At 51.2% G+C, this 26184-nt stretch carries 36 protein-coding genes and 1 pseudogene; 34 read left to right on the forward strand and 3 right to left on the reverse strand.

The window, feature by feature from the left end:
• Positions 1-27: 27 nt before the first annotated feature.
• The gene (locus tag OGY72_RS04325) at positions 28-576 is read left to right on the forward strand and encodes a lysozyme (protein ID WP_200011096.1); all 549 of its coding nucleotides are present in this window, start codon (positions 28-30) and stop codon (positions 574-576) included.
• Entirely contained in the window at positions 555-1106 is a 552-nt protein-coding gene (locus OGY72_RS04330) for a DUF2514 domain-containing protein (RefSeq protein ID WP_286547033.1), read from the forward strand. Before OGY72_RS04325 ends, OGY72_RS04330 begins: the two co-directional genes overlap by 22 nt.
• A 3-nt stretch (positions 1107-1109) precedes the next feature.
• Here OGY72_RS04330 and OGY72_RS04335 read toward each other — a convergent pair whose 3' ends face one another.
• Both OGY72_RS04335 and OGY72_RS04340 read right to left on the reverse strand, forming a co-directional pair.
• Positions 1110-1325, reverse strand: a complete 216-nt coding sequence (locus OGY72_RS04335; RefSeq protein ID WP_071891841.1) for a KTSC domain-containing protein — start codon at positions 1323-1325, stop codon at positions 1110-1112.
• A 205-nt stretch (positions 1326-1530) separates the two neighbouring features.
• Complete coding sequence (locus OGY72_RS04340) at positions 1531-1704, reverse strand: YodC family protein (protein ID WP_286547035.1); 174 nt, start codon at positions 1702-1704, stop codon at positions 1531-1533.
• Between the two features lie 126 nt (positions 1705-1830).
• On the opposite strand from OGY72_RS04340, the gene OGY72_RS04345 reads away from it, so the two are divergent.
• From OGY72_RS04345 to OGY72_RS04460, 24 genes are all read left to right on the forward strand, one after another.
• Entirely contained in the window at positions 1831-2481 is a 651-nt protein-coding gene (locus OGY72_RS04345) for a putative metallopeptidase (protein WP_286547037.1), read from the forward strand.
• A gap of 32 nt (positions 2482-2513) precedes the next feature.
• Positions 2514-2981 (forward strand): DUF2280 domain-containing protein, encoded by a 468-nt coding sequence (locus OGY72_RS04350; RefSeq protein WP_213758606.1) that lies wholly within the window; start codon positions 2514-2516, stop codon positions 2979-2981.
• Positions 2965-4284 (forward strand): PBSX family phage terminase large subunit, encoded by a 1320-nt coding sequence (locus OGY72_RS04355; RefSeq protein ID WP_213758605.1) that lies wholly within the window; start codon positions 2965-2967, stop codon positions 4282-4284. The genes OGY72_RS04350 and OGY72_RS04355 overlap by 17 nt, the downstream gene beginning before the upstream one ends.
• Positions 4285-4415: 131 nt before the next feature.
• Complete coding sequence (locus OGY72_RS04360; RefSeq protein ID WP_213758604.1) at positions 4416-4598, forward strand: hypothetical protein; 183 nt, start codon at positions 4416-4418, stop codon at positions 4596-4598.
• A gap of 10 nt (positions 4599-4608) precedes the next feature.
• On the forward strand, positions 4609-5961 hold the full coding sequence (locus tag OGY72_RS04365; protein ID WP_213758603.1) for an anti-CBASS protein Acb1 family protein: 1353 nt from the start codon (positions 4609-4611) through the stop codon (positions 5959-5961).
• The gene (locus OGY72_RS04370; RefSeq protein ID WP_286547094.1) at positions 5915-6844 is read left to right on the forward strand and encodes a phage minor head protein; all 930 of its coding nucleotides are present in this window, start codon (positions 5915-5917) and stop codon (positions 6842-6844) included. Before OGY72_RS04365 ends, OGY72_RS04370 begins: the two co-directional genes overlap by 47 nt.
• A gap of 3 nt (positions 6845-6847) precedes the next feature.
• Entirely contained in the window at positions 6848-8113 is a 1266-nt protein-coding gene (locus OGY72_RS04375) for a hypothetical protein (RefSeq protein ID WP_286547047.1), read from the forward strand.
• Between the two features lie 12 nt (positions 8114-8125).
• The gene (locus OGY72_RS04380) at positions 8126-8581 is read left to right on the forward strand and encodes a gp53 minor capsid family protein (RefSeq protein WP_286547049.1); all 456 of its coding nucleotides are present in this window, start codon (positions 8126-8128) and stop codon (positions 8579-8581) included.
• Positions 8582-8595: 14 nt separating this feature from the next.
• Complete coding sequence (locus OGY72_RS04385) at positions 8596-9693, forward strand: major capsid protein (protein ID WP_071684690.1); 1098 nt, start codon at positions 8596-8598, stop codon at positions 9691-9693.
• 10 nt (positions 9694-9703) lie between these two features.
• Positions 9704-9988, forward strand: a complete 285-nt coding sequence (locus OGY72_RS04390) for a hypothetical protein (RefSeq protein ID WP_181216636.1) — start codon at positions 9704-9706, stop codon at positions 9986-9988.
• 61 nt (positions 9989-10049) lie between these two features.
• Positions 10050-10256: a hypothetical protein gene (locus OGY72_RS04395; RefSeq protein WP_181540803.1), complete on the forward strand. Its 207-nt coding sequence runs from the start codon at positions 10050-10052 to the stop codon at positions 10254-10256.
• A 2-nt stretch (positions 10257-10258) separates the two neighbouring features.
• A complete protein-coding gene (locus OGY72_RS04400) occupies positions 10259-10657 on the forward strand; it encodes a DUF7370 family protein (protein ID WP_286547052.1) in 399 nt (132 codons plus the stop codon).
• Complete coding sequence (locus OGY72_RS04405) at positions 10657-10836, forward strand: hypothetical protein (RefSeq protein WP_286502385.1); 180 nt, start codon at positions 10657-10659, stop codon at positions 10834-10836. The genes OGY72_RS04400 and OGY72_RS04405 overlap by 1 nt, the downstream gene beginning before the upstream one ends.
• On the forward strand, positions 10829-11191 hold the full coding sequence (locus tag OGY72_RS04410; RefSeq protein WP_286502386.1) for a hypothetical protein: 363 nt from the start codon (positions 10829-10831) through the stop codon (positions 11189-11191). The genes OGY72_RS04405 and OGY72_RS04410 overlap by 8 nt, the downstream gene beginning before the upstream one ends.
• A gap of 7 nt (positions 11192-11198) precedes the next feature.
• Entirely contained in the window at positions 11199-11636 is a 438-nt protein-coding gene (locus OGY72_RS04415) for a hypothetical protein (RefSeq protein WP_058679056.1), read from the forward strand.
• Positions 11633-12019, forward strand: coding sequence for a phage tail termination protein (locus tag OGY72_RS04420; RefSeq protein WP_071697823.1), 387 nt, complete (start codon positions 11633-11635; stop codon positions 12017-12019). Before OGY72_RS04415 ends, OGY72_RS04420 begins: the two co-directional genes overlap by 4 nt.
• Positions 12020-12036: 17 nt before the next feature.
• Entirely contained in the window at positions 12037-12774 is a 738-nt protein-coding gene (locus OGY72_RS04425) for a phage tail tube protein (RefSeq protein ID WP_286547058.1), read from the forward strand.
• A gap of 39 nt (positions 12775-12813) precedes the next feature.
• Positions 12814-13467 carry a DUF6246 family protein gene (locus OGY72_RS04430; RefSeq protein WP_286547060.1) on the forward strand — a complete coding sequence of 218 codons (654 nt, stop codon included), beginning with the start codon at positions 12814-12816 and terminating at the stop codon, positions 13465-13467.
• 183 nt (positions 13468-13650) lie between these two features.
• Positions 13651-14181 (forward strand): KilA-N domain-containing protein, encoded by a 531-nt coding sequence (locus OGY72_RS04435; RefSeq protein ID WP_023306064.1) that lies wholly within the window; start codon positions 13651-13653, stop codon positions 14179-14181.
• A gap of 167 nt (positions 14182-14348) precedes the next feature.
• Positions 14349-14624: a phage exclusion lipoprotein Cor gene (cor, locus tag OGY72_RS04440; RefSeq protein ID WP_286547064.1), complete on the forward strand. Its 276-nt coding sequence runs from the start codon at positions 14349-14351 to the stop codon at positions 14622-14624.
• Between the two features lie 93 nt (positions 14625-14717).
• Positions 14718-15131, forward strand: a complete 414-nt coding sequence (locus OGY72_RS04445; protein ID WP_286547066.1) for a hypothetical protein — start codon at positions 14718-14720, stop codon at positions 15129-15131.
• 63 nt (positions 15132-15194) lie between these two features.
• Entirely contained in the window at positions 15195-18518 is a 3324-nt protein-coding gene (locus OGY72_RS04450) for a tape measure protein (protein ID WP_286547068.1), read from the forward strand.
• A gap of 2 nt (positions 18519-18520) precedes the next feature.
• Positions 18521-18868, forward strand: a complete 348-nt coding sequence (locus OGY72_RS04455; RefSeq protein ID WP_286547071.1) for a phage tail protein — start codon at positions 18521-18523, stop codon at positions 18866-18868.
• Between the two features lie 10 nt (positions 18869-18878).
• Complete coding sequence (locus OGY72_RS04460) at positions 18879-19103, forward strand: hypothetical protein (RefSeq protein WP_286547074.1); 225 nt, start codon at positions 18879-18881, stop codon at positions 19101-19103.
• Here the strand turns inward: OGY72_RS04460 and OGY72_RS04465 are convergent.
• Positions 19075-19320, reverse strand: coding sequence for a hypothetical protein (locus OGY72_RS04465; RefSeq protein WP_286547077.1), 246 nt, complete (start codon positions 19318-19320; stop codon positions 19075-19077). The genes OGY72_RS04460 and OGY72_RS04465 overlap by 29 nt on opposite strands.
• A 166-nt stretch (positions 19321-19486) precedes the next feature.
• Here OGY72_RS04465 and OGY72_RS04470 point away from each other — a divergent pair, with 166 nt between their 5' ends.
• The 8 genes and pseudogenes from OGY72_RS04470 to OGY72_RS04505 form a co-directional block, all read left to right on the forward strand.
• Positions 19487-20191, forward strand: a complete 705-nt coding sequence (locus tag OGY72_RS04470; RefSeq protein WP_286547080.1) for a phage minor tail protein L — start codon at positions 19487-19489, stop codon at positions 20189-20191.
• Positions 20191-20910, forward strand: coding sequence for a C40 family peptidase (locus OGY72_RS04475; RefSeq protein WP_286547082.1), 720 nt, complete (start codon positions 20191-20193; stop codon positions 20908-20910). The genes OGY72_RS04470 and OGY72_RS04475 overlap by 1 nt, the downstream gene beginning before the upstream one ends.
• Positions 20853-21380, forward strand: a complete 528-nt coding sequence (locus OGY72_RS04480; RefSeq protein ID WP_286547084.1) for a tail assembly protein — start codon at positions 20853-20855, stop codon at positions 21378-21380. Before OGY72_RS04475 ends, OGY72_RS04480 begins: the two co-directional genes overlap by 58 nt.
• Before the next feature lie 9 nt (positions 21381-21389).
• Positions 21390-24545: a TipJ family phage tail tip protein gene (locus OGY72_RS04485; protein ID WP_286547087.1), complete on the forward strand. Its 3156-nt coding sequence runs from the start codon at positions 21390-21392 to the stop codon at positions 24543-24545.
• Complete coding sequence (locus tag OGY72_RS04490) at positions 24545-24859, forward strand: hypothetical protein (RefSeq protein WP_286547089.1); 315 nt, start codon at positions 24545-24547, stop codon at positions 24857-24859. Before OGY72_RS04485 ends, OGY72_RS04490 begins: the two co-directional genes overlap by 1 nt.
• A complete protein-coding gene (locus OGY72_RS04495) occupies positions 24860-25534 on the forward strand; it encodes a hypothetical protein (RefSeq protein ID WP_286547091.1) in 675 nt (224 codons plus the stop codon).
• A 108-nt stretch (positions 25535-25642) separates the two neighbouring features.
• Positions 25643-25882 carry a phage exclusion lipoprotein Cor gene (cor, locus tag OGY72_RS04500; protein ID WP_286547092.1) on the forward strand — a complete coding sequence of 80 codons (240 nt, stop codon included), beginning with the start codon at positions 25643-25645 and terminating at the stop codon, positions 25880-25882.
• A gap of 57 nt (positions 25883-25939) precedes the next feature.
• Positions 25940-26184 (forward strand): annotated as a pseudogene (locus OGY72_RS04505) (phage tail fiber protein); the annotation flags it as partial.

Here is a 26184-nt window from a genome sequence, read left to right on the forward strand (position 1 = left end):
GCTGGAAAGAACGGGAGGATCGGCGCAATGGGTATGCCACCAAAGCTGAGGAATAAGCTGAGCGCAGCGGTCGTTGGTTTGATTCTTGCCGGGGCATCCGCGCCCGTGATTCTCGATCAGTTTCTGGATGAGAAGGAGGGTAATAGCGAGCAGGCGTATCGAGACGGCGGCGGGCTCTGGACGATTTGCCGTGGCGCCACGATGGTTGATGGCAAACCAGTAGTTCAGGGTATGAAGCTGTCTGCTGAGAAATGCGCTCAGGTAAACGCCATTGAGCGTGATAAGGCACTGGCGTGGGTTGAGCGAAATATAAAAGTTCCGCTGACCGAGCCGCAGAAAGCTGGTATCGCTTCTTTCTGCCCTTACAACATTGGCCCCGGGAAATGTTTCCCGTCTACGTTCTATAAGCGCATCAATGCTGGCGACCGTAAAGGAGCCTGTGAAGCGATCCGCTGGTGGATAAAAGACGGTGGCCGCGACTGTCGTCTGACCAAAGGCCAGAAAAATGGCTGCTATGGGCAGGTAGAGCGACGAGATCAGGAAAGCGCGCTGACGTGCTGGGGGATAGACCAGTGAACCTGCGCTGTCAGTTCATTGCTATTTCGTTGCTGGTGGCCGTTGCATTCATCGCCGGTAGCGTATGGAGCAGCCGCGGTTGGGAAAAGAAGTGGGCGGAACGTGACAGCGCAGAATCATCGCAAACAGCGAACGCGCAGACCGCAGCCCGCATGATTGAACAAGGGCGCATTATTGCCCGTGATGAGGCCGTAAAAGATGCACAAGCACAAGCCGCAAAATCTGCTGCCACTGCTGCTGGTCTGTCTGCCACTGTTAGCCAGTTGCGCACCGAAGCAAAAAAACTCGCTACCAGCCTGGACGCCGCAAAGCACACCGCAGATCTTGCCGCTACCGTCCGAAGCAAAACAACCAACGCCGACGCCAGAATGCTCGCCGACATGCTCGGAGATATTGCAGCAGAAGCTAAACGTTATGCTGGAATCGCTGACGAACGCTACCGCGCCGGAATGACGTGTGAGCGGATTTACGACTCGGTGAGAGAGTCAAATAACGGGAAGTGGCAAAAAGCGGGGACGAATCCCCGCTAGCTGTTAGCCAACTTTGCGATAAGGGTAGCCAGCTTTTTTGATGTGGGCATCAAAATACTGACCCTTTGACGGTGCATTCATTAGCGCCGTGTGCACGGCAGAAGGAACCCGAGAGTATTGATAAATGCCACTGCTATGGAATGCAATTTCCAGCGTTGAAGTGGCTTGGTCATAACCTACTGATTGGAGATTTGAAGATGAAACAGGTTGACGAATCAAAGCAGTTTCCTCGTTTGAATGGGAAGAGTCCCGAGGAAATCGTAGAGCTATTCAAAAGTTATAACTTTGTCGATGATCATGGTCATCGACTGGATATGTGCCAGGACTTCAAAGATTTAGTTGAACTGGCTAGCGAGGCCTGACGGCATTACAGAAGCCATTCCGAAGAGTGGCTTCGATAATGTGGCGTTAATATTGCTGATTCTCAGTGGTCCGACTTAGCGAGAGAGGTCCCGTTGAAAAATCCTGATTTCCGTTCATCTTTAACGAACCATTCGCAATAGTACTGATCACGTTCGTCATCAAAGTAGCTTACGGTCATCAGGGGGCCACCGGACTTCAATTGGACAACGGTTCCATCTTCCAATTTTTCAGACATTTAATCCTCCATATCAAAACAGAAATTGATCGTCTTAACTTGTAGATAGGGATGCCATGACGCTAGCGCCCCATTGATTTGCCTAACCAATATGTACTGACAACTTTATAAAGGCTAGAGATATTTATGGCAAAAACGGCTTCGAGTGAGCTTCCGCAACGCCCACTTCCACCAGTTAATTTCATTGGCCCCGATAACTGGCAGCCCTACACCAGATTGATCCCCGCCAATGAAGTGCATGAGTGGATAAGCCGACAAATCCTCAGCGATAGCGGAAGCATACATAATCCTGACCACGCCCATTTAATTGAGGCTGATTTGTGCTTTATGTGGGCTTCAGAATCGTTCGCGAAAAAAGGGCGATATGTTTTTGGTCAGGCCGAACAGGTAATGCTCCGTGCCGGTGGTTGGCAAAAAGCAAGAATGGAACAGCAGATGTATGAATGGTTTGGGCGCATCCCGAAGTTCATCATCACGTTGGCCGCCGATTATTGTTCACAATGCAGCGACCTCGAGTTCTGCGCATTGGTAGAGCATGAGCTTTACCACATTGCCCAGGCCACTGATGATTTCGGCGCACCTAAGTTCAACAAAGAGACTGGGCAGCCAGTACTAACACTGCGCGGCCACGACGTTGAAGAGTTCGTTGGTGTTGTGCGTAGATACGGGGCGAGCACTGACGTGCAAGAACTGGTGGACGCAGCCAATCAACCTGCAGAGGTGGCAAAACTTAACATCGCCAGAGCGTGCGGAACGTGCATGCTGAAACTGGCTTGATTTTATGACTGATTATGACGGGCAGGTAAGCTATGGCGGCATTAAAAGGTGAGGTCAAAGCCTTCATCGTTCAATCGCTTGCGTGCTTCGATACCCCTTCTCAGGTGGTGGAGGCTGTCAAAAAAGAATTCGGCATCACGATCCCCCGTCAGCAGGTTGAATCCCACGACCCGACAAAAGCTAACGGCAAAGGCCTGGCGAAAAAATGGGTGGAGATGTTCAACGAAACCCGCGAACGCTTCCAGAATGAAATTTCCGATATCCCGATCGCTAATAAGGCTTATCGGCTCCGCGTATTGCAACGAATGTCTGTGACCTCCGAGAACATGAAAAACATCGGCATGACGGCGCAACTGCTGGAGCAGGCGGCGAAAGAGGTCGGTGAAGCATACAGCAATAAACAGAAGGTCGAGCACACCAGCCCGGACGGAAGCATGTCGCCGCGGCCAACGACGATCAGACTGGTAGGAGTAGAGCCAACTAATGGAAAGTCAGGTTGACCTACAAATCCCGGCGAAGCTCGTTCCAGTGTTCGCAACCGAGGGTGTTCGATACCGCGGCGCGCATGGCGGTCGTGGTTCGGCAAAGACACGGACATTCGCGCTAATGAGTGCGGTTAAGGCTTACCAGGCAGCTGAGAGCGGATTGAGCGGCGTTATCCTTTGCGCGCGTGAGTTTATGAACTCCCTCGAAGAGTCGTCGATGGAGGAAGTTAAACAGGCTATCCGGTCTGTTCCGTGGCTTGATGATTACTTCGATATTGGCGAAAAGTACATTCGCACCAAAAACCGCAATGTCAGCTACGTGTTTTGCGGCCTGCGCCACAATCTCGACAGCATAAAATCTAAAGCGCGAATTCTGGTTGCCTGGGTCGATGAGGCTGAGTCGGTATCGGCGACGGCCTGGAAGAAGCTACGCCCGACGGTGCGTGAGAAGGGCTCTGAAATCTGGGTGACGTGGAACCCGGAGAAAGACGGCAGCGCTACTGACAAGCTCTTCAGAAAGAACCCGCCGAAAAGCTCGATGATTGTCGAGATGAACTTCAGCGACAATCCTTGGTTCCCGGAGGTGCTCGAAGAGGAGCGCCTCGAAGACCTGGAAAACCTCGATTACGCAGATTACGCGTGGATCTGGGAGGGCGCTTATCTGGAGAACTCCGATAAGCAAGTGCTGGCCAATAAATACGTCGTGCAGAGCTTCGAAGACGATCTCTGGAAGAAATCAGAGCGCCTGCTGTTTGGTGCTGACTTCGGCTTCGCAAAAGACCCCAGTACGCTTATCCGCATGTTCATTCTGGACAGTAACCTCTACATCGAGTACGAGGCATACGGTAATGGCGTTGAACTCGACGATATGTGGAAGTTCTACGCTGGGAAAACCGACGCCACGCCGAAGCAACTTGTTGATTGGAAGGTTACCGACGAGTCTAGATTCCCAGGCATCCCAGAAGCGCGTAAATGGCCTATCAAAGCTGATAACTCTCGGCCGGAAACCATCAGCCATATCAAAGGACAGGGCTTCAATATATCTGCCGCTCAGAAATGGCAGGGCAGCGTTGAGGACGGCATTACCTGCCTGCGCGGATTCAAAAAAATCATCATCCACCCTCGATGCAAAGAAACGGCGAAAGAGGCTCGGCTTTATTCATACAAAACAGACCGGATCACCGGTGAAGTGTTGCCGATTATCGAGGACAAGAACAACCACTGTTGGGATGGAGTCCGGTACGGTCTGGATGGCTATATCAAGCGTAAGCCTCAGTCGATGGGAATGATGATTCCGAAGCGCCTACAAGGTAGATAGTTATGACTAAAGCATGTAAATGCCGGGGTTGCGAACGCAGGAGAAAGGGGCTGTCTGGTTATCAACCATGTGCCAAGAGCATACCAAATGGGCCGATTTCACCACCGCCAAATAGCAGGTAAGGAATCCACATGAGTAGTGTTTATTTTGAGTCAAAGAAAATTGGCAACATCTCCTGCACGCAGGTTAAGGCTGGTGGAGTGGAAGCAATTATGAAGCAGGTAGGTGTTCGCAAGGTCATTAAATCGCGAGGTCGTGGCAACGTGCGACAGGTTAAAACCATCGCCAGAACGTTGCATAAAGCTATTCAATAACGGGCACGCTATGAATAAAAACCTCACTCTCGCCGTCAACCATGCGTTGAACAATGCGCGGATGGCGCGCGCCCGCATGGAGCTGCTTAACCCTTCGATGGGTCTGGACGCCAAGCGAAATTCAGCATGGTGCGAATACGGTTTCAAAGAAGAATTAACCTTCGGCGACCTCTACAAGCTCTACCGCCGTGGTGGTATTGCTCACGGCGCTGTCGAAAAGCTTGTTGGTAAATGCTGGCAATCAAACCCTGAGATTATTGAGGGTGAGAAGTCTGATGAAGCTCGCAAGGAGACGCAATGGGAGTCCAATACAAAGCAGGTTTTCACTAACCGACTTTGGCGCGCGTTCCTTGATGCCGATCGTCGGCGTCTCGTTGGTCGCTATGCAGGGATTCTCCTCCATATCCGTGACAATAAATCATGGAATCTGGAACCAACGAAAGGACGCGGTCTGGAGAAAGTCAGTATTGCATGGGCTGACTCGCTGAAAGTAAGCGAATGGCATGACGGACTGGTTTCAAAGAACTACGGCCAGCCCAAGATGTGGCAATACACAGAGATTCTACCCAACGGTTCCTCTCGTCGTGTCGATATCCATCCAGGTCGCGTTTTCATCCTTGGTGACTACTCTAACGACGCTATTGGCTTCCTTGAGCCTGGTTACAACGCAGCGGTGAGCCTTGAGAAGGTTGAAGGTGGTTCTGGTGAGTCTTTCCTCAAAAATGCTGCACGACAGCTTAATGTTAATTTCGAAAAGGAAATCGACTTCAACAACCTCGCGTCACTGTATGGGGTGTCAGTTGATGAGTTGCAAGAGAAATTTAATGAGGTTGCAGGTGAGATAAACCGTGGCAATGACGTTTTGATGACGACGCAGGGGGCCACCGTAACGCCACTTGTTACTGCCGTAGCTGATCCGACCGCAACTTATGATGTGAACCTACAAACCTTCGCTGCATCTGTTGATATACCTGTAAAAGTTCTGGTTGGGATGCAGACGGGTGAAAGGGCAAGCACCGAGGACCAAAAATACTTCAATGCCCGCTGCCAGTCTCGCCGTGGCGGCCTGTCATTCGAGATTGAGGACTTCTGCGACAAGCTAATCGATCTCGGCATTATCGACCCGATAGGGCAGAAAACAGTAATCTGGGACGATCTTAATGCGCAAACCGACAGTGAAAAACTGGATGCCGCGCAGAAGATGGCGCAGATAAACAATGTGTCCCTGGCAACTGGTGAGCAGCCTTTCACAAGTGAAGAGATTCGTGTGGCGGCCGGATATGAGGGTTCACCAAAACCTCTTGCCGAGGGAGATGATGACGATGACGAAGGCAAAGTCACCGATACTACCCGGAAACCTTAAAGATCCGACAGGTGCTGACCGCCTTGAGCGCGGAGCAATGAACGAGTTCGCCAGGCGAATGAAGCGTATCAGCAAAGCCTACAAGGACATTCTCGACCGCATTCCTGCATCACCATCAGTAAACCAGCGTTACACCTTCGACCTTGACTCCACTCAGTTATCAATGCTTCTCAGCAATGCCTCATTGCTGGTGGATGAGATATTGGGTGCGGATAACGAGACGGGGTTCTGGTTCTGGACTGATTACGTCAATCCTGCGTATCAACGCGGCACGGCGCAGGAGTTCGCCAATCTGTCACAACAGTCAGCAGTATATGCGGCAGGACAGGAAAGCATATCGACAATCCTTCTGAGTGAGCCGTACCGGCGCAGGCTGATTCTGGTTCGGGCGCGTACCTTCGAGGAAATGAAGAACCTCAGCGCCACTGTGAAAGCCGACATGGCGAGGATACTGACCGATGGGCTTGGGCGCGGACAGAACCCGCTGGAAATAGCGAAACGCATCACTGAGCAGACGGGAATTGAGTCTCGTCGGGCTAATCGTATTGCCCGGACGGAGATTACCACCGCGCTGCGCCGTGGGCGCCTGGACGAGGACGACGAAGCCAGGGAGCAATATGGCATCCGTACAAAGCAGATGCATATATCAGCGCTAAGCCCGACGACCCGTAGCACGCATGCCGCGCGCCACGCTCACCTGTACACCGCAGAAGAACAGCGGAAGTGGTGGGCTAAGGATGCAAACAGCGTGAACTGCAAATGCTCCACGATCGCGATACTGGTTGATGAAAACGGCAAGCCGTTAAGCGACACCATCGTCGATAAGGCTCAGAAAACATTTAACACAATGAAAGCCCGTGGTTATCAATGGGCTAAGGGTTAACTCATGCCATCTCAAATTCAGGTAAACACCAAAGTAAACAGCCAGTCTATTCGTCGGGAGACATATAACGGGCGAGAGCATGTGGTGATCCCAAGTTACACGCTTCCCGCCAACGTGATTATGAACAGGGAGTTCTATCCAGAAGCAGAGATAGCCGCTAACTATCAGAGCATGGAGGGGACGATCGCGCCGCTAGGTCATCCCACGGTTGATGGTCATCATGTTTCTGCATTCTCACCTGAAGGGCTGTGTACGGGCTTCATCGGCGCGTGGAATCGAAACGTGAGCCTGAAAGGAAACCGTGTTTATTCAGAAAAGTGGGTGGATGTTGAGCGCGCGATGGAATCACCTGGCGGTCAGCGCCTTATGGGACGCATTACTGCACTGGAGAACGGTGAATCATCAGAGCCTATCTGGTCGAGTGTTGCTGTCTATCGTGAGCAGATCCCCGCCCCTGAAGAACTCAAAAAGCAGGGTGCTGATTGGGTAGTAAAGATTCACTCAATTGATCATGACGCAATCCTTCTCGACGAACCACCGGCAGCCGGGCCTGAAAAAGGCGTCGGACTGATGGTGAATGCAGATCAGGCAATATCTCTACAACCAAACTCTGGAGCATTGATCGGTGAATCTTATCGCGAGCGCGAGAGCCGACTTGACCGGGCTGTAAGAGAGAAATTTGCATCCGGTCCAGAGGAATATGCCTGGGTAGCGGATTTTACCGACACACAAGTGGTGATCGTCCGCAATGGTGGCAAGGCTGAGGTGTACGGATATTCCAGCGACGGCGGAAAAATTAAATTCGACGATTCAGGAACGGCAGTTGCCCGGCAAGAGTCCTGGGTAACCATCGCCGCAAACAAATTCAAAGCTCTATTCACACCGCAGGAACAGCCTGCAACAAACCACAAAACGGAGGGCGACATGCCTTTAACCAAAGAAGATACAGAACTGCTTCGCAAAATCGTTGGTGAGGCCATCGCCGCTAATAACGACGTGACCATTAAGCCTCTGAGTGAAAGCATTGCAGCTATCCAGACGAACCAGCAGCAACTTTCTGAAGCCCTGACTGCCAACTCCCGCGCCGAAGAGAAAACGAAGCGTGAAGCGGTGGCAAAAGTTCACGGCGAGATTGTGGCCAATGCACTGTCAGGTGAAGCGCTGGACGCGATGTTTAAAACAATCGGTGAATCCGCGCCGCTGGGCACCAACTCTGCGCAACAGCAGAAAGTAACCGGTGCGCCGAACCCTGCCGAATATTTCAAATAAGGAGCCAGACTAATGGCACGTTATCGTCGCGTTAATATTGACGGTCAGTCTCTGTACAAGACCGAAACCCGTGTTACTGCCGCAGCCTTGCTGCCAGGTACCGCAGCAGTCATCAATGGCGACAATGAGTTTGCGCAGGCGACTGCGCTGGCTGGTCGTCTCTACATCATCGACGTTGCCTATCATCAGGGTCTGAAAATCACTGAAGCAGTGCCAGCCGGAGACGCCGCTGTGGGTAACTATGTTGAAGAAGGCCGCGAGCTGGCGCTGCTGTGTGTGGCGGGCACATACGCCAAAGACGATCCAATCAAACTGGGTAGTAATGGGCAATTTACCAAAGCTACTGCAGATACTGATTCGGTGATTGGCTATAGCCAGGACGATGCGACTATCGCAGCCAGCACTACCGATTTCATCCGCGTGCGCATGCGCGTCGGTACCGTAGCCGCTGCAGGTGCTGGCGCTTAATCAGGAGAAAAATAATGTATTTTACCGCTGAAACACTGGCTACTAACGGACGCCTGCGAGGTCACTGGAATGAGCTGTGGGCCAACCGTGACATCTTTAACGCCCAGCACGACATGATGGTCAACGCGTACCGCACGCGCATGACGCATGAAATGCTGGCAGCGAATGCCATCGGTGGCTTTACTCGTGAATTCTGGGCCGAAATTGACCGCCAGATTATCCAGATGCGCGATCAGGAAGTTGGCATGGAAATCGTCAATGACCTGATGGGTGTGCAGACCGTACTTCCGATCGGCAAAACAGCAAAGCTGTATAACGTCTCCGGCGATATCGCTGATGATGTCTCTGTCAGCATTGATGGCCAGTCGCCGTATTCCTTCGACCACACCGAATTCGGTTCAGATGGCGATCCGATTCCGGTATTCACTGCTGGTTACGGCGTCAACTGGCGCCATGCTGCCGGGCTGAGCACTGTCGGCATCGATCTGGCTCTGGAGTCGCAGTCGGTCAAGATGCGCAAATTCCACAAAAAACGCGTCAATTTCTACCTGAACGGCGATGCCAGTATCGTGGTTGATGGTCTGCCAGCGCAGGGTATGAAAAACCACCGCAACACTCAGAAGATCAATCTGGGTAGCGGTGCTGGCGGTGCCAATATCGACATCACCAATGCAACCCCGGCGCAACTTCTGGCGTTCTTTGGCCCGACAGGCCCGTTTGGCATGACCGCCCGCCGTAACAAGGTTACTGCTTACGACAAACTGTGGGTGAGCCCAGAAGTGTGGGCAAATATGGCTAAGCCGTACCTTGTGGATATCAATACGGGTACGAATGCGCTGCTTAGCGGCACGGTGTTGGATGCTATCAGCAAGTTCATTCCTGCTAAGTCTATTCAGATGACCTACGCGCTTTCCGGTAATGAATTCCTCGCTTACGAGCGTCGTCAGGACGTGATTTCTCCGCTGGTCGGTATGGCAGTCGGCGTTGTCCCTCTGCCGCGCCCAATGCCCCAGTCGAATTATAATTTCCAGATTATGAGCGCTGAGGGTTTGCAAATTAAGAAAGACGGCGAAGGCCTGTCCGGCGTGGTTTACGGTGCGAATCTGGCATAAGGAGAACAACATGGCTAAATACCAGGTAACCAGAGCATGGCATGGAGTGAAGGTCGGTGATGTGGTTGAAATTGAAAAACTGCATCCTGCGCTGAAGCCTCATGTTATGAAACTCTCTGACGCTGCACTAACCCCGGCGACGCCAGATGCAGGTACGGATGTGAAATCCCGAAAAGAGATTATCGCCGCGCGACTGACCGAGTTGGGTATTGAGTTCAAAGGCAATCTGGGCGCTGAAAAACTCAGCGAATTGTTGCCGGAAGGCGAACTCGAAAAGCTTTTCCCCACTGAATAACGGCCGCCGCTAAGGCGGTTTTTTTATGCCCCGCTCCGGCGGGGCTAATAAGGTGCATAACATGATCCCAGAAGATATGAAGCAACCATTGCCGCACACGCAGTTTGCTGAGATTTCATCGTTGAGCGTCGCCAATGAGATCAGTTTGGCAATATCCAGTACCACCGAACTGGTTAAAGACTCGTCGAGCGTGGAACGACTGATTCTCCTGAAGCATCTTCGCGCGCTTTGCGATCTGCAACTCAATAAATTATCAGGGCTGGAATAGCTATGGTAACGCTGGAGAAGGCCAAGGAGTATTTTCAAAGTCAGGGCATTACCATCCCGGACTTCATGCTTCAGGCGTTAGTGGACGATGTTAACAGCATTCAGGAATGCCTCGATGCGCATTACCCGGCATCAAAGGCGTTGGCAATCCAGATGTATTTGCTTGCATTGATGGGCCTAGGGCAAGGCGATAAGTACATCAGTTCCCAGACAGGACCCAACGGTGCATCTCGTTCATTTAGATATCAGTCGTTTCCCGACCGATGGAAAGGGGCGCTGGCACTGTTGCGTGGCGCTGACAAACACGGCTGTGCTAATGACCTCATCCCTCCTGACCCGACCAATACAGCGTTTGCTGGTATCTGGATTGGCCGAGGTGGATGTATGTGTGGGAGTAAGTAATGGCATGGGTATCGGTTAAGAAGCGATTGCCTGAGCCGTTCGTCAAAGTCTGGGTGATGACCGACAGTGGTAAGCGCGTTACCGGCTATGTCAAAAGCAACGGTGACTGGTATCTGTTGTGCCGGAAGGTTGCAGCGGAGAAACCGGAGGTGATCCGGTGGGAGGATGGCAATGTCTGAAACAGCGCGCTGGAGTTACACCAACGTTGCGACAATCTACCCGCGCGTCTACGACGACTGGAACAGCACCTGGACAAACGGAATTCCCTACCTGATTGACTGCACCTGGACGGCGAACAATGAAGTTGCTGTAGATGTCAGCGGGAAAGAGTTCACCACGAACCTGATTTTCTTCACGGAACTGAAGCGTAACGGCGTCGATGTAATCATGCCAAAGCGTGACTGGTACATCGCCAGAGGTGATACCACGTCGCAGGCCGATCCCCTGAAAGCTGGCGCGAACGTCATCAAAGCGGTGACCGAGTGGGATATGTCATTCTTCGAAGAAGAACCGGACCACAAAATTCTGACGTGAGGTAATCATGCCCGTTAAAGGTATCAAGCGTGTTCAGATGAACACCCGCAAGGTGCTGGCAGAAATTGCCGGGCCACGCACAGAAAGAGTGCTGACCGAGGTCATGATTGTAGGATCGTCTCATGCAGCACTACTTACTCCCATTGACACCTCCACGCTCATCAACAGCCAGTACAGAAAGCTTGAACCTATATCTGGAGGGATGCAGGGAAAGGTTGGGTACACGGCTGCATACGCTGCCGCCGTTCATGGCATGTCAGGGAAGCTAAAAGGTCAGCCACGTGAACATTTTGGCAGAACTCGCGCCGGAAAAGAATTCGGTGGTGGAACGGGGAAAGGCAATTATTGGGATCCTGATGCTGAACCGGGGTTCCTGACCAAAGGCTTCGAGCGTGACGGCCTCAACGAGATTAAGGCCATCATCAAGCAAGGATACAAAGTATGACGCGTAGCGAAGTGTATGATGCGCTGAGGGCGTGGCTGCAGTCGCATGGCTTTGATGTTGGTTATCGTGTTCAGAAGCGTTTCTGGAACGAGCTGGAGAATACAGAGGGGGAAAGATACCTTGTTATCCAGCAGAACGGCGGCGGCAAGCCAGAAGATGCGATAACCCGCGATTATTTCCGCATCCTCATCCTGTCAGGCCAAGACGACAGCAACATAAACCAAGTTGAAGACCGCGCCGATGCCATCCGCCAGGCGATGATCGACGACTACAAAACTGAGTGCATCATCTCTATGCAGCCAATCGGCGGCATCACCGCCATCAAAACAGAAGAGGGTCGTTACCTCTTCGACATTTCTTTTCAAACCATCATTTCCCGATAACACGGAGATAATTAATTATGGCCGGATGTGAATCAGGTGCATTCACAGGGCGCGATGTCGTCGTTTATTACGCGATTGGCTGCCCGGAAATACAACCCACCGCAAGCGCTTACCGTCGACTCGGCATGATGCGCGGCAAAACAGTAAATGCTGAATGGGAAACCGCAGATGCAACCGGCGATATGAGCGCCGCATTTACTCAGGAAAATCTTGTTACCTATAAGAATATTTCGTTCTCAGGTGACGGTGTTACCCGCAAAGAAGATGTGTACGCGCAGAATGCACTGAAGCGTCATGTCTATAATCCGCCGGCAGAGACCAGCAACCAGCCGTATGTGTGGTTCAAAATCATCTCCCCTAACGATATCACCGAAGGTCCGTTCATGGTGACGTCATGGGGCGATGAAGCGCCGCACGACGATGTCGCCACCTGGTCTATCGAAGCATCCAGTGCGGGACAGGTTGATGTACGCGACGTCGGCGCGGTGATTACCATCACTACTCAGCCGCAGAATCGTACGCTGACCGTTGGTGATGCGCTGAATCTGTCAGTGGCCGCGACGGTTTCTGATGCCTCGGCGCTGACTTACCAGTGGAAGCGCGATGGCGAAGATATCAGTGGCGCGACATCAGCAACGTACACAAAAGCAAGTGCGGTAGTTGGCGATGCTGGCTCATACACCTGTCAGATATCGTCCACGACAGCAGGAAGCGTAACGTCCGGGGCTGCGACAGTTATTGTCAATGCGGAATAACCATGAGGGGCTTCGGCCCCTTATCCTCTGAGGGGCTTCATGAAAGCAATAACCGATATCGGGCAGGCTGTCATTCTGGCGGGTGGCAAAGAGATATTCCTCAATCCGTCATTCCTCGCTATGTCGCGCATCGGCTCACCGGAACAGATTGTTGATGCTTTCGTGAAGGTTCATGCCGGGCACTATCCGAAACACCATATCGCCGATATCCAGACTCTGAAGGCTGTTAACGCTCGTTGCTTTGCTGAAATGGCTGCGTCGGCTGCCAGCGTAGTCCGGCATTGCTCAGAAGGTAACATTGCAGAGGTGATTGGTTCGTACTCGGTGAACGCGGCAGGACGGCTGCTGTTCAAGCCGGGAGCCATTCCGATTGAGGATGTTATCCACCTTGCTCGCCACCTGATGCTTCATGGCGTAATGGGCGACCAGCCACCGGAAGAGTTCGAAGGTAAGAAGGGAGAATACAGCGACAAATTTGATGTACGGTCATTCGTCTATACCGCTGTTGCTCACCTCGGCATGGGTGAGTCAGACGCCTGGAACATGACAATGACCAGCTTCCGCGCGGCAATGAATGCAAAATTCCCGCAGAAGGAAAAAGCAAAAGTGCCGACTCAGGAGAAGTACGACGAAGTAATGGACTGGGCAGAGCAAATGCTGGCGATCGACGCGCAACGGAGCGGGCCGCATTAATCAACTTCGGAACAACACAAAAAGCCTCGCACACGCGGGGTTTTTTTATACCTGCAATAAACCCAACGCGCTTCACACGCGCACGTTATAATCCTAGAGCCTACAGAAAGCGAGCCTGAGAGTTAGTTGTACTCTGGGGCGGCTATCTCTGTGTGACAGGCTCACTTTCTATAGGTAAACCTCATGCAATATCCCACCGTAGCAGTAAACGGCATTTCCGTTCGTGTCGATGACGAAGGGCGATACAGTCTTAACGATCTTCATGCTGCGGCAGTAGCCAACGGCGAAGCCACCGAGTCACAAAGACCCAGCGTCTTTCTCCGCAGCGCCCAGATCAAACGTTTCGTAAAAGCCCTCAAATCCAAAGCACTAAAAAGTGCTTTGGAACAAAATCAACCACTTAGGGTAATAAAAGGTGGTGATCAAAGTGGGGCATGGGGCGTTGAACTTCTGGCTATTCGCTACGCGGCCTGGATTAAGCCCGAATTTGAAATTGAGGTATACGAGGTTTTCAGAACAGTAGTTCGCCTCGGCATTAATGCCATGTCTCGCCTCAACAAAATCGACCATGTGATTAATACCGAAACCAAAGCGATTAGCCAGTGTGCTAGCCAGATGGCCCGGTGGGGAGTTGGCGGACGCAAAAAGCTACTCCATGCAGCGCGTGATCGCGTTGCTGATGAGGTGCAGATGTATTTGCCGGGCATTCACTGAGAAAAAGAAGCCGCCAGAAAATTGACGGCCATCAGAGATCCGCAATGGCGCGGAAAATCGGTGATAGAGCATTTGAAAAACCACAAAGATTGAGGGGGTGGTTGTCGTTTACTCATTTAGTCTATGGCTATAGGATAATACCTAAAAAGGTGTAGATGGATAAGGGAATGAAAAAACTACCAATTATTATGATCTGCGCTGGGCTTCTCGTTGGTTGTGCAGGAATCTTGGAAAAGCAGGAGCCAATATGTGAAGGCGTGGCGATGTTAGGCGGACAGAATACCATTGTGCAGATTTATGGTATCCGTAACGTAGCCAACCAGACCCAGTATCGCGCCGGCTATCCGTTCAACTGGCAGTGGGTATCAAAGAACAATTTCTCCAGCGCTACCTGCGACAAGAAACCAGAGGTTCGTAACGACCTTCCAACCAAATCTGCCTGATTGAAGCGCACATCCGAACCCGCTTAACTGCGGGTTTTGTCGTCGCCCGATCCCTGCTACTCTTTTGGCACATTTACCAAAGGGGATAGGGATATGAAGAGTTTGATTATTACTTTAAGTTTGGTATTTACTTTAGCGGGCTGCTCCGCTGGTCCAAAATTAACCGACTTTCCTCCAGCACCATCTCAGCAACAAATTGCGAGCGCAAGCTATGGAGAGCTTCCTGCAGACTATAAAGAAAAAATCACTCAATACGTGTCCTCCCGGCTGCTAGACCCTTACAGCGCCAAAATTGAGATTGGGAAACCTTACAAGGCTTATAGTCAAGATAATGTAGCTGGGGGAGGATTAGTAAGATTTGGCTGGGCAGTCCCCGTGATGACTAATGCCAAAAATGCTTATGGCGGCTATACCGGATACAAGCCCAGTAGATTTATATTCGACCACGGAACAATGTACGATGTAACCCTAATTTACGGTCTTGGTCATCTGGTCGAAGTGAAGTAATTACAATCTATAAAACAAAAAACCTCGCTACGGCGGGGTTTTTTATTGCCCGGAGAAAATGAAATGGCCGAGAACGTAGGCGATATTGAATATGTAATTAAGGCTGATACGGCTCAGTTGCTACACGCTGACAAGCAGGTGCGGAACGTAACCGACGGCATGGAAGGTGGGTTCAACCGCGCAGACAAGGCTGCTTCATCGTTGACATCATCCTTCGGCTCTTTGAGCCGGGTTGCTACTTCTCTGATGGCTATCCTGTCGGTTCAGCAAGTTTCTCAATACGCTGACGCATGGACGACTCTCAACAACAAACTGGCAAACGCCATCAGGCCAAGTGAGCAACTAGTCGATGTGATGGAGCGCGTATTTAATATCACGCAGCAAACCAGAGCCAGCCTTGATGCAACAGCAACATTGTATGCACGACTGGAACGAGGAACTCGGCAATATAATACCTCCGCGGAGGACCTGGCTAAGCTAACAACTATTATCAACCAGGGCTTTGTTGTTTCTGGCGCTACAGCTCAAGAGGCTGAGAACGCAATCATTCAGTTATCGCAGGGTATCGCCTCAGGGGTTTTGAGAGGGGAGGAGTTTAACTCTGTTGCTGAACAGGGTTCCAGGCTGATGGTTGCTCTCGCTGACTCCATGGGCGTTGGTATTGGAGAGTTACGTCAGATGGCCGCCGCTGGGAAGTTGACTACTGATGTTGTGGTTAACGGATTACTTTCACAGGGTGTGACGATCGGCAATGAGTTTGCCAATACCACGACAACTATCAGTCAGGCGTTGCAGGTTGCCGGGAACAACATCACCAAGTTCTTTGGTGAAAACTCCACGGTAAAAACAGGCACAGCCATTTTTAACGATGCCGTGATCAGCGTCAGTGAGAACATCGGCGCTCTTAGTGCCATCCTGACCGCTACTGCTGCTGTAATGGGTAGCCGCTACGTTGGCGCACTGACAATGGCTACAGCTGCGAAGGTTAAGGCCGCTGTAGCTGCAAGAAATCAGTCTGCTGCTGAAATGCAGGCGGCGCAAGCCGTTGCAAATAAAGCTGCTGCCGACCTCCGCGCAGCCGCTGTCGCAAAAGAACGGGCGCTGGACGAGATCCGCCTTGCGGAGATGATGAAGCAGACAGCGGTTAGTGCGACGAATGCCGCCGCTGCCGAGCAACGCTTGTCTGTCGCCAGGGTAGCGGCTACTGCTGCTGTTGCAAATTACAATCGAGCATTAGTAGCAAGTAACGCAGCTCAAGCGGCAGCATCATCCGGGGCTGGTATGGCAAGCAGGGCTTTAAGATTGATAGGTGGGGCTGGTGGCGCTGCCATGCTAGCGGCCAGTGCGATTCTATATTTCTCTCAGCGAGCTAAAGAGGCCAAAAACGACGCAAATAACCTGGCTGATAGCGTCAATGATCTGAGCGCCAAATTCCAGACCATGTCGCATACCGAGCTTGCAGCAACCATTGGCAAGTTAAGCCAGAACCTGCCGACCCTTAGCGATGCGGTCGCTGAAGCTCAGAAGAAATTTAATGATGCTTCATACGCAGTAAGCAACTATAACCGTGAAATTGAGCGTTACGGCAATACTAAGAGGGGGAGGGAGGCGACGGAGGCACTAGCCGGAGCACAAGACCGACTTTCGATTGCAACTCTCGAACTTGAACGTGCTCAGAATCGGCTTAGCCAGACCCAAAGCGCCATTAATATTGGACGCGCCACGCTCAATGGCACGATGAGGCAAGGTATTGATCTGCTTCGCCGGGATGGGGAGGAAGCGGGTGTCGCCGCTGGCATGATGGGCAGGCTTGGCGACATGATTAATTTCGCTGCAAAAGCGAAGGAGAAATTCAACTCCAGCAGTTTGATGGTAGAGCGTCCGAAAGACGTTCAGGACTACCTTGATAAACTGCAAGATCAGGTGACACTCCAGAGCGAGCTTAACGATCGTAAACGTGCGCAGTTGAAGGCTGAGCAGGACATCAGAAAACTTGGTGGAACTGAAGCTGATGTCAGACTGGCGAGGGAAAGGGCTGCTGCTGAATACGACGCCCAGCAAGCTCAGCAGAAAGGCAAAAAGGAAACCAAAGACGCCACGTCTGAGGCGACTAAATACGCTAATCAGCAAGAAGCAATCGCCCAAAAACTTGCGAATTTGAAGCAGCAGTCTGAGCTTGCTGCCGGTTCTACTTCTGAGCTAAGCAGAGAGCAAGCCATTCTCGCAGCACAGCAATCACTTGGTAAAGGTGCCACCCAGGAACAAATAGCGCTGGCTGGCAAATATCGAGGCGAAATTTGGGACACAGCCAATGCACTTAAAGCGCAGGCCGCTGCTGAGAAGTTATTACCGGAAGCGCGCGAGAACGCCAGTTACAGGCAGGATGTTCAGGATCTGAAAACTGCGCTGGATGCGAAAAAAATCAGCCAGCAACAATACAATCAAACCAGTGAGGTGTTAGAGCAACAACATCAGGCTAATCTGGCAAAGATACGTTCTCAGCAAGCAGTTAGCCCAATGCAATCAGCCGTGGCAGAAGCTGATCCAGTTCAGCAGCTTGCCAATCAGCACACGCAACAATTAGCGCTAATTCAGCAATTCGAGCAGCAAGGAGTCATCGCGCACGATAATGCTCTTGCGCTGAAGAATGCCGCTGATACCGAGTATGAACAGGCACGCATCGCCGCACAGTGGGAAATCTTCCGCAACCAGAGTCAGGCCAATGAGTTACTGGCATCCTCTCTGGAAGGCCTGCAGAGCGGAGCGACTAATGCTCTGACTGGTCTCATAAGCGGCACCCAGAGTCTACAGGAAGCATTTGCCAACATCGGCACAACAATCCTGAATAGCGTTGTCGGTAGTCTGGTGCAAATGGGGATTGAGTGGGTCAAGAGCCAGTTAATGGGTCAGGCCGCTGCTGCTGCATCACTGGCATCGACAATGGCTCAGGCTACCGCCGCTGCATCTGCATGGGCGCCTGCTGCTATGAGTGCATCTATCGCAACATACGGTAGTGCTGCTGCCGTGGGACAGGCTGCGTACGCAGAATCGCTATTAGCGGCGAAGGGAATGGCTCTTGCTGGCGGTCGTCGCTACGGCGGCACGGTATCTGCTGGCAACGCCTATCGAGTCAACGAGGATGGTCGTTCTGAAATCTTCCAGACTGCTGGTGGTCAGCAGATTTTCATGCCGAACCAGTCAGGGAAGGTGATATCGGCTGACAAGGCGGGTGGGGGAGGCGGTGTGGTTCAGCACATCACCTTTGAAATCAAGACCACCGGTGGCATAGACGATGCGACTATGGCGAAGATGACGCAGATGATGAAGAAGGTGAGCCTTAATACTATCCGCGACCAACAGCGCCCTAATGGCTTATTACGGAGGTAATTGTGCCAGAAACATTCACATGGACACCGCAGAAAGCCTACTCCGTTGAGCGAGCGCCGAACGTAGCCGTTATTAAACTCGGTGACGGTTACGAGCAGCGGCAGGCGAAGGGTATCAACCCGTTAATGGATAAATACTCCCTCACCTTTCGAGGTGTAGGCGGCGCCTGCCGGAGTAATTCTGCTAAGGATGCTGAGGCGTTCCTTAAAGCCAGGGGCGCGGTTGAGGCGTTCTACTGGACCCCATCAGATACTGGGATCAGAAAGCTGTTTGTCTGCCGCTCATGGAGCATGACAAAAACGGGGCCGCTATTTGAACTGACGGCAAGGTTTGAACAGGTACCACGATAAGGAGAGAATTATGTCTTTAGAGCAAAGAGTTGAAGCACTTGAAATGGCTGTTGCGAGTATGGCAGCCCAGCAGAGCAATACTGAAGAAATTACCGATATTGTGCGAAAGGTGACCGCTGGAGTGATCGCAAGCGCACTACGGCCGGGTGGGGCAATAAATGCGGCCCAGAAACAGGCCGCCGTTGAAATTAAAAAGGCTGATGGTGTTACTGCTGTCCGGTTAGGGAGAATTTAGTAGCCTGAGCGATTCTGGCAAGTTCGATATAGCTGCTCGCTCCTTCATTGTAAGTTAGCGCTTGATCGAGATTTCTAAACAACTCAGCCTGTTTTTCTTTATCCTCTCCTACAACGGTTGAAGATAACGCCACAAATGCAGCAATAAGCGCATAGGCTACATCTTCTGCATTCGGCGGAGTGCTGGTATCAACATCCTCAAACTTAAATTTAGTCATATTGTTCCTTTCATAAGAGGTGATCAGCCATCCCTCCCGATTTGAAAACACCAGTGTCCCACCACTGGCGGGCTGAACCACACACTTTAACCATGGATATTGTTGAGTAACAAGCTGATATACAGACACTAGCCACCATTGAGTGGCTTTTTTATGGGAGTTTGCCGTGCGTGACATACCAGCCAGTATGATTATTGATAGCGTCGATGCCGGAGTCGGCGCTTTCATTGACCTTTTCGAAGCAGACCTGCAGCCATATGGCGGTGACCTGATCCGCTTCCATTCCGGCACTAATGGTTATTACGGAAATGTTATCTGGCAGGGAAACCAGTACCAGGCTTACCCGATAGCAGTTGAAGGATTTGAGTCAAAGAACGAAGGGACCTATGCCAGGCCAACAATGGTTGTGGCGAACGTTACCGGTCTGATAAGCGGCATTAACCACGACTTCGACGATATGTCTGGGGTTGTCATTACCCGCCGGCAGGTTCCAGTAAAAAATCTGGATGCGGTGAATTTCCCGAATGGCAACCCTGACGCTGATCCGACAAAAGAAGCGGTGTCTCGTTACATTGTAGAAGGCCTGACGGAAGAAACTCCCGAGCAGGTCACATACGAACTGGCGACACCGATTGACTGCGATAACGCCATTATCCCGGCCCGCACCATTCTCGCCGACGTTTGCCAGTGGCAGTATCGCGGCGTGGGGTGCGGGTATGACGGGCCGCCTGTTGCAGATGAACGCGACAACCCAACCACCGACCCCGCGAAGGACAAATGCTCCCACCGGCGTATCGGTTGCCGGTTCCGCTATCCCCGCCCTGAACCAATGCCAATAAGCAGTTTCCCCGGCTCTCAAAAGGTCTCCTGATGCAAGAATTACTCGATTATGCGGCATCGTCGCAGGATGAAGTGTGCGCGCTAATCCTGAACGACGAGCGAGTGTTTCGCTGTCGGAATGTGCATCCGGAGCCCTGGCATCACTTCCGCATAAGTGAGGACGACTGGCTTGCAGCGGAGGAAGAAGGGGAGATTACAGCGGTATTCCATTCGCATCCGCAAAGCCAGCCAGTGCTTTCTGGTGCTGACCGGCAGATGCAGGTGATGACCGGGCTACCATGGTGGCTGGCATCAGGCGGGCAACTGAGGAAATACAAACCTGTGCCGCTCCTGCTGGGCCGCAGGTTCGAGCACGGCATTATGGACTGCTACACGCTTTTTCGGGACGCATACCATCTCTGTGGAATCGACCTTCCTGACTTCGAAAGGACTAACGGATGGTGGCTGAGAGGAGAGAATCTATATATCGGCAATATGGCGGTCAATGGCTTCTATCAGGTGTCCATGCAGGATGCACAACCGGGCGACGTCATTATCAGGCAGCCATTCCCGGGCGCCGACCCATGCCACTCAATGATTCTCCTTCATGACAACCTGGTGCTTCACCATGACCATGCCGGGCACCTCAGCAGAAGAGAACAAATGCGCCCGGCATACATCAAGCAGACGCATTCAATCTGGAGACATGAACAGTGCTCATCTTTAAATTTGCAGGCAATTTACGCCGATTTTACCGCCAGATATCCCTGAATGTTGATACGCCAGCGCAGGGGTTGCGCCTTCTTCTGGCGCAGGATTTCGAATTTAAAAAAGCCTTTCTCAACACAAAGCTGCGGGTGCGGGTGGCGAGCGAGGATGTTGAGGCATCTGCGATGCAATGGCATCTGGACCGCCACCTTAAAGATGGCTCAGTGGTCCTTTTCGTTCCGATAGTCGAGGGGGCGATTACCGGCACTGTTGCGGCATATGTCGCGCTTGCAGTGGCTGTAGCATCGGTAGCTTACTCGGTTTACATGTCACGCAACATGAAGACCAAAACCTCCGCAGAAGCCGCAGAGACCAATACGCTTACAAACAACTCATTTACCAGTGCTGAGAACCGCGTCGGGCAAGGGCACCCGGTGCCAATCCTCCTCGGGGAAATGGAAGTCGGCTCGAACGTCATTTCTCTCGGTATTGACACAAGTAACAACCAGGACTGGACAGAATCAATTAGCTAAGGTGGCGCTATGTCTTCAGGCGGCGGTAAAGCATCAACCCCGAAACTCCTCGACGATAACCTCAAATCAAAACAATTTTACAGGGTACTCGATCTTATTTCGGAAGGCCCAATATACGGGCCGGTAGACCAGGAGCACCTTTCTTCATTCAAACTGAACAAGACGCCTGTTACCGATGCAAACGGAAACGTCAGTGTAAATGGCGTCAGCGTTGCATGGCGACCGGGCTCTGAAACTCAGGAGCCAATTAACGGTTTCTCTGCAATCGAAGCGACAACCATCGTCAATACTGAAGTTACCTACGATACACCGCTGGTGCGCACCATTACAGACCAGGATGTAACCCGGGTGCGTTTTAATATTGGGACAACCGGGTTGGTCGAGCAGGACACCAAAGGTAACCAAAAGAACACCTCAGTAACTATGGTCATCGAGTCCCGAACCGGTTCAACCGGATGGGTTATCGAAAAAAACGTTACTATCGGCCCAGGGAAGATTTCCGGCGAGTATCTTGAGGCGCACCTGATTGATGCGCCAGAAACCAAACCGTTCGATATTCGAGTCAGACGCATTACACCGGACAGCACCAGTGATTTGCTGTCAAACGGAACCATCTGGAATAGCTACAGTGAGATCACTGACGATAACCTGAACTATCCGTTTTCTGCTATTGCGGGGGCGGTTATCGACCGTGACCAGTACACCGATACCCCAAGCAGGACATACCATCTTCGTGGCCTGATTGTGGACGTTCCTGACAACTACGATCCGATCACCAGAACCTATTCAGGCCTGTGGACTGGAGGATTCAAAAAAGCGTGGACTAACAACCCGGCGTGGCTGTTTCGTGAACTGGCGAAGAATACCCGTTTTGGCCTGGCGAAACGCGCCGGTTATATCGATGTAGATGACGGCGCGCTCTATGTTCTCTCACGGTATTGCGATCAACTTGTTAATGACGGCTACGGCGGTCAGGAACCAAGAATGACGCTGAATGCTTATATTACCGATCAGGCGAGTGCGCGTGACATTCTTGACAAGATAGCGAGCATGTTTCGCGGTATAGCGCTGTGGGACGGGATGCGCCTGTCCGTCATGCTTGATGCGCCACAGGACCCGATTGCGACAATAACAAATGCTAACGTAGTTGATGGCGAGTTCAAACGTAGCTCCGTGAAGCGTTCAGAGAAATACAATGCCGTTGTTGTGTCATGGACTGACCCGGATAACGGCTGGGAGCAGGTGAAAGAGTATGTTTCCGACGACGAGATGATCGCACGTGGAAACTATAACGAAACGACCATTGAGGCATTTGGGTGTACGTCCCGAGGCCAGGCATGGCGAGCAGGTAAATGGCTGCTGGAAACAGCGAAGCGCGAGAGCAGCAGACTGTCATTCCAGATGGCGCGCGATGCAATCCACTTCACGCCGGGTGACATCGTTGAAATCATGGATAACAACTATGCTGGTGCACGTCTTGGTGGCCGCATTATGTCGCATGCAGGTAACAAAATTACCGTTGATGCGGTTGATTCGTCTCTGATATCAGAAGGCGACACCATGTCGATCATGGGCAGTGACGGGAAGTTCGTTAAGTTTGAAATTGGCAGTATTGCCGACAATATAGTGACGCTGAAAACAACGCCAGCATGGGTTCGTGACGGCACTGTATTTGCTATTTCTACCCGCAACGTTTCTACCAGACTTTTCCGCATTCTGAGCGTTGCAGAGACGGATAACAATTCAGTCTACAGCATCACTGCATCGCAACATGATCCGAACAAACAGGCCATTGTTGATGAAGGCGCTGTGTTTGAGGTCCCCAACGATACGCTGAACGGTTACCGCGTACCTAACGTGGAGAACCTGCGCATCATCAACACCAACTCTGAGACTGTACAGGTTACTGCAACATGGGAGACGGCAACCACTACCAAAAAGCTGGTGTTTGAAGTGTATGTGTACACCGATGACGGGAAAGTGGTTGCGCAGTACGAAACAGACCAGTTCCGCTATGAGTTTTTTGGTCTGAATGCCGGCAGCTACACGCTGGGTGTTCGTGGTCGTAATGAAAACGGGATGAAAGGCGCAGAGACACAAATCAGCATGGTTATCGGAGCACCACCTGCGCCATCTAGTGTTATCTGGACGCCCGGCTTGTTCTCTGCTGACCTGGTACCTGTCATGCGCATTACAGCAACGACCGACACCTCGTTTGAATTCTGGTACTCCGGACAAAATCAGGTCGTCAATCCGGCAGACATTGAAGACCAGACTCAGTTCCTTGGGCGCTCTAACCAGTGGACCCTTCATGGTCTACAGGCTGATAAAACATATTACGTTTATGTTCGCACCAGGAATGCTTTCGGGGTATCTGAATTTGTTGAAGCATCCGGGCAGGCGTCATCTGATATTCCAGGAATGATAGAGCTTATTGATGAGCAAATACGAGAGTCAGATGCGTTTAAAAATGTTCAGGAGGGTGTTGATACTAATCTGGAAGGTATCATGTCAAATGCGCTGGCAAACCACGGAACCGTGGAACACCAGTGGGCTCAGTATGGGGAGGTCCGCGCTGATATATTGGTAGTAAAAACTACGGTAGCTACTGCTGAAAAGGGATTAGCTGATTTATCTACCTATGTGCAAGCGCAAATTGGCCCGAACGGAGAGTTAACGGCGGCGGTAAATGAAAAGCTTACTGCTCAGGTTGAAGATAATGGTAATGCTAAGGCTTCATACACTCTTAATCTTGGCATTAAAAGAAATGATGTTCTCTATAACGCTGGTTTTGGTATATCCATTGAGCCTTCAGGAAGCACCTATAAATCGACTGTGGTTTTTGCTGCTGATCAGTTTGGTATTTATTCAGGAAGTGACCCTGGTAATTATAAGGCTGCATTCATGACCTCTAATGGTCAGGTATTTATTAACGAAGCATTTATTGACTATGCGTCATTCACTTTGGCGAAAGTTGGCTCATGGTATTCAGCTAATTACGTAGCGGGGCAGACAGGGACGATCATGAAATCAGATGGCATGTTTGAGGTGAATGGTGCAGTTGCCGGGGAGGGCGCAACGAAAATGACCAACCTGAATTACAACGTTAAAGATGGCAATGGCGTTCTTCGCGTGCAGATTGGCAAACTAACAGGGGTGTTCTGATGACATGGGGAATTCAGACATGGGACGCTGACGGTGTCCCGAATAACTATGGCATTAAACCTGTAACCGTGGTGGGAATCATCGATCTTGCTTTAGGTCAGAAAACGGGAAGCTACCAGTTCAACCTCGAGCCCGGTTTAAAGGTTGGTTTTGCGGTTGGTACTCTGGAGGATAAAGGGACAATAAGTTACACAGATAAAAGGAATATTATTGCATCTGGAAACGCCATAACAATACAGCCTTCAGGTAGTGATGGGATTAATGATTACCCGGCAGTCAAAGTACAGTTAATCGTTTTTGTGGAGACTGCGTAGATGGCTAAATATGGCGCATTGATTTCATTACCTAACGGGAACCCTTTTATCACGCCTGATTCCACACCAATGACGCTTTACCGGAAAGTCACTGTAAACTCAATTTTTGGGGGTAATTTTAACAGTGCTTCGGCGTCTGTTACTATCGACGGTCAGAAGGGAGGGATTGCATTTGCAAGAACCAGCGCCCCGGCGAAGATATCAGCTTCAAAAAGTGGCAATACGTTCAGTGTTGATGCGTCTAATTACAGGGGGTCGGCTTTTGTCCTTGAGGCCTATTTTTTTTCCATATATCCGCTTACCCTTCCGGACTGGGGTGTGGCTATATGGGATGCCGAAGGGACACTGGTACTTACGAATGAGTCCCGGGTATTAAGTGACCTTACAACTATTGGTTCACCAGGTGCTGTAAGTGGTGGGCTTAACATTGATACATACATGGCAGGCAAATGGGCCGTAAATCCGATGGGGCTGGGATCTGTCATCCTCCACGCTGGTTCTGCACCAGGTGGACAGCCAATATTTCAGTCCGTTGATGTGGGGACTGGTTGCCATGACGACACTGGTGGTACAAGAATTAGGGGGCAAAGTTCAACCACCGCCAGTGGTGCCACTATAGGGTCAACGAATAGCGGAATTGTGATAACGGCGATAAACACAGCCGCATATGATTAAACCGATCGATTTAAACGATCAATTTTAGAATATTGATCTATTAAAACTATTTTTATTATTCAATGCTATTGGTTATTTTTTGTTTAAATAATTAACCCTGGTGTCGAAATGAAAAATATAATAATTCCGGTTATTGTCTGTCTGGTGCTTTCAGCGTGTTCAGGACCTGTTCTTGAGAAACAGAAACCGGTTTGTCAGGCTGAGTTTGTGTCTGGTGATCTGCCCCAGTCAGTGCACATTTACGGTGTGCGAAAGGTTGCTAATCAGACTGAGTACAGGGCCGGTTATCCATTTAACTGGCGATGGGTGAATAAAAATAACTTCACCAGTTCGAATTGTCCTCAATGAAATACAAAAATAACCCGCTCCGGCGGGTTTTTTATTATCTGAATTCAGGAGATATCCATGTCAGCAGGAACCTTAACCCTGACGAATAATTCTGCTGCGGTCGCGGGCAGCGGGACCGCGTTTACCACCGAGGTGGCGGCCGGAGATTTTATTGTTGTCACTGTCGGCGGCGTTCCCTATACGCTTCCAGTTAAGTCCGTGGAAAGCGGTGCCGCACTGACGCTGGTCAGTAATTTCACCGGGCCTACACAATCAGGTGCGGCCTGGTCTGCCGTTCCCCGTGTGGCGCTGAATATGGTTAC

The organism is Citrobacter sp. Cpo221 (genome assembly GCF_030332345.1).
Lineage (GTDB): Bacteria > Pseudomonadota > Gammaproteobacteria > Enterobacterales > Enterobacteriaceae > Citrobacter > Citrobacter portucalensis.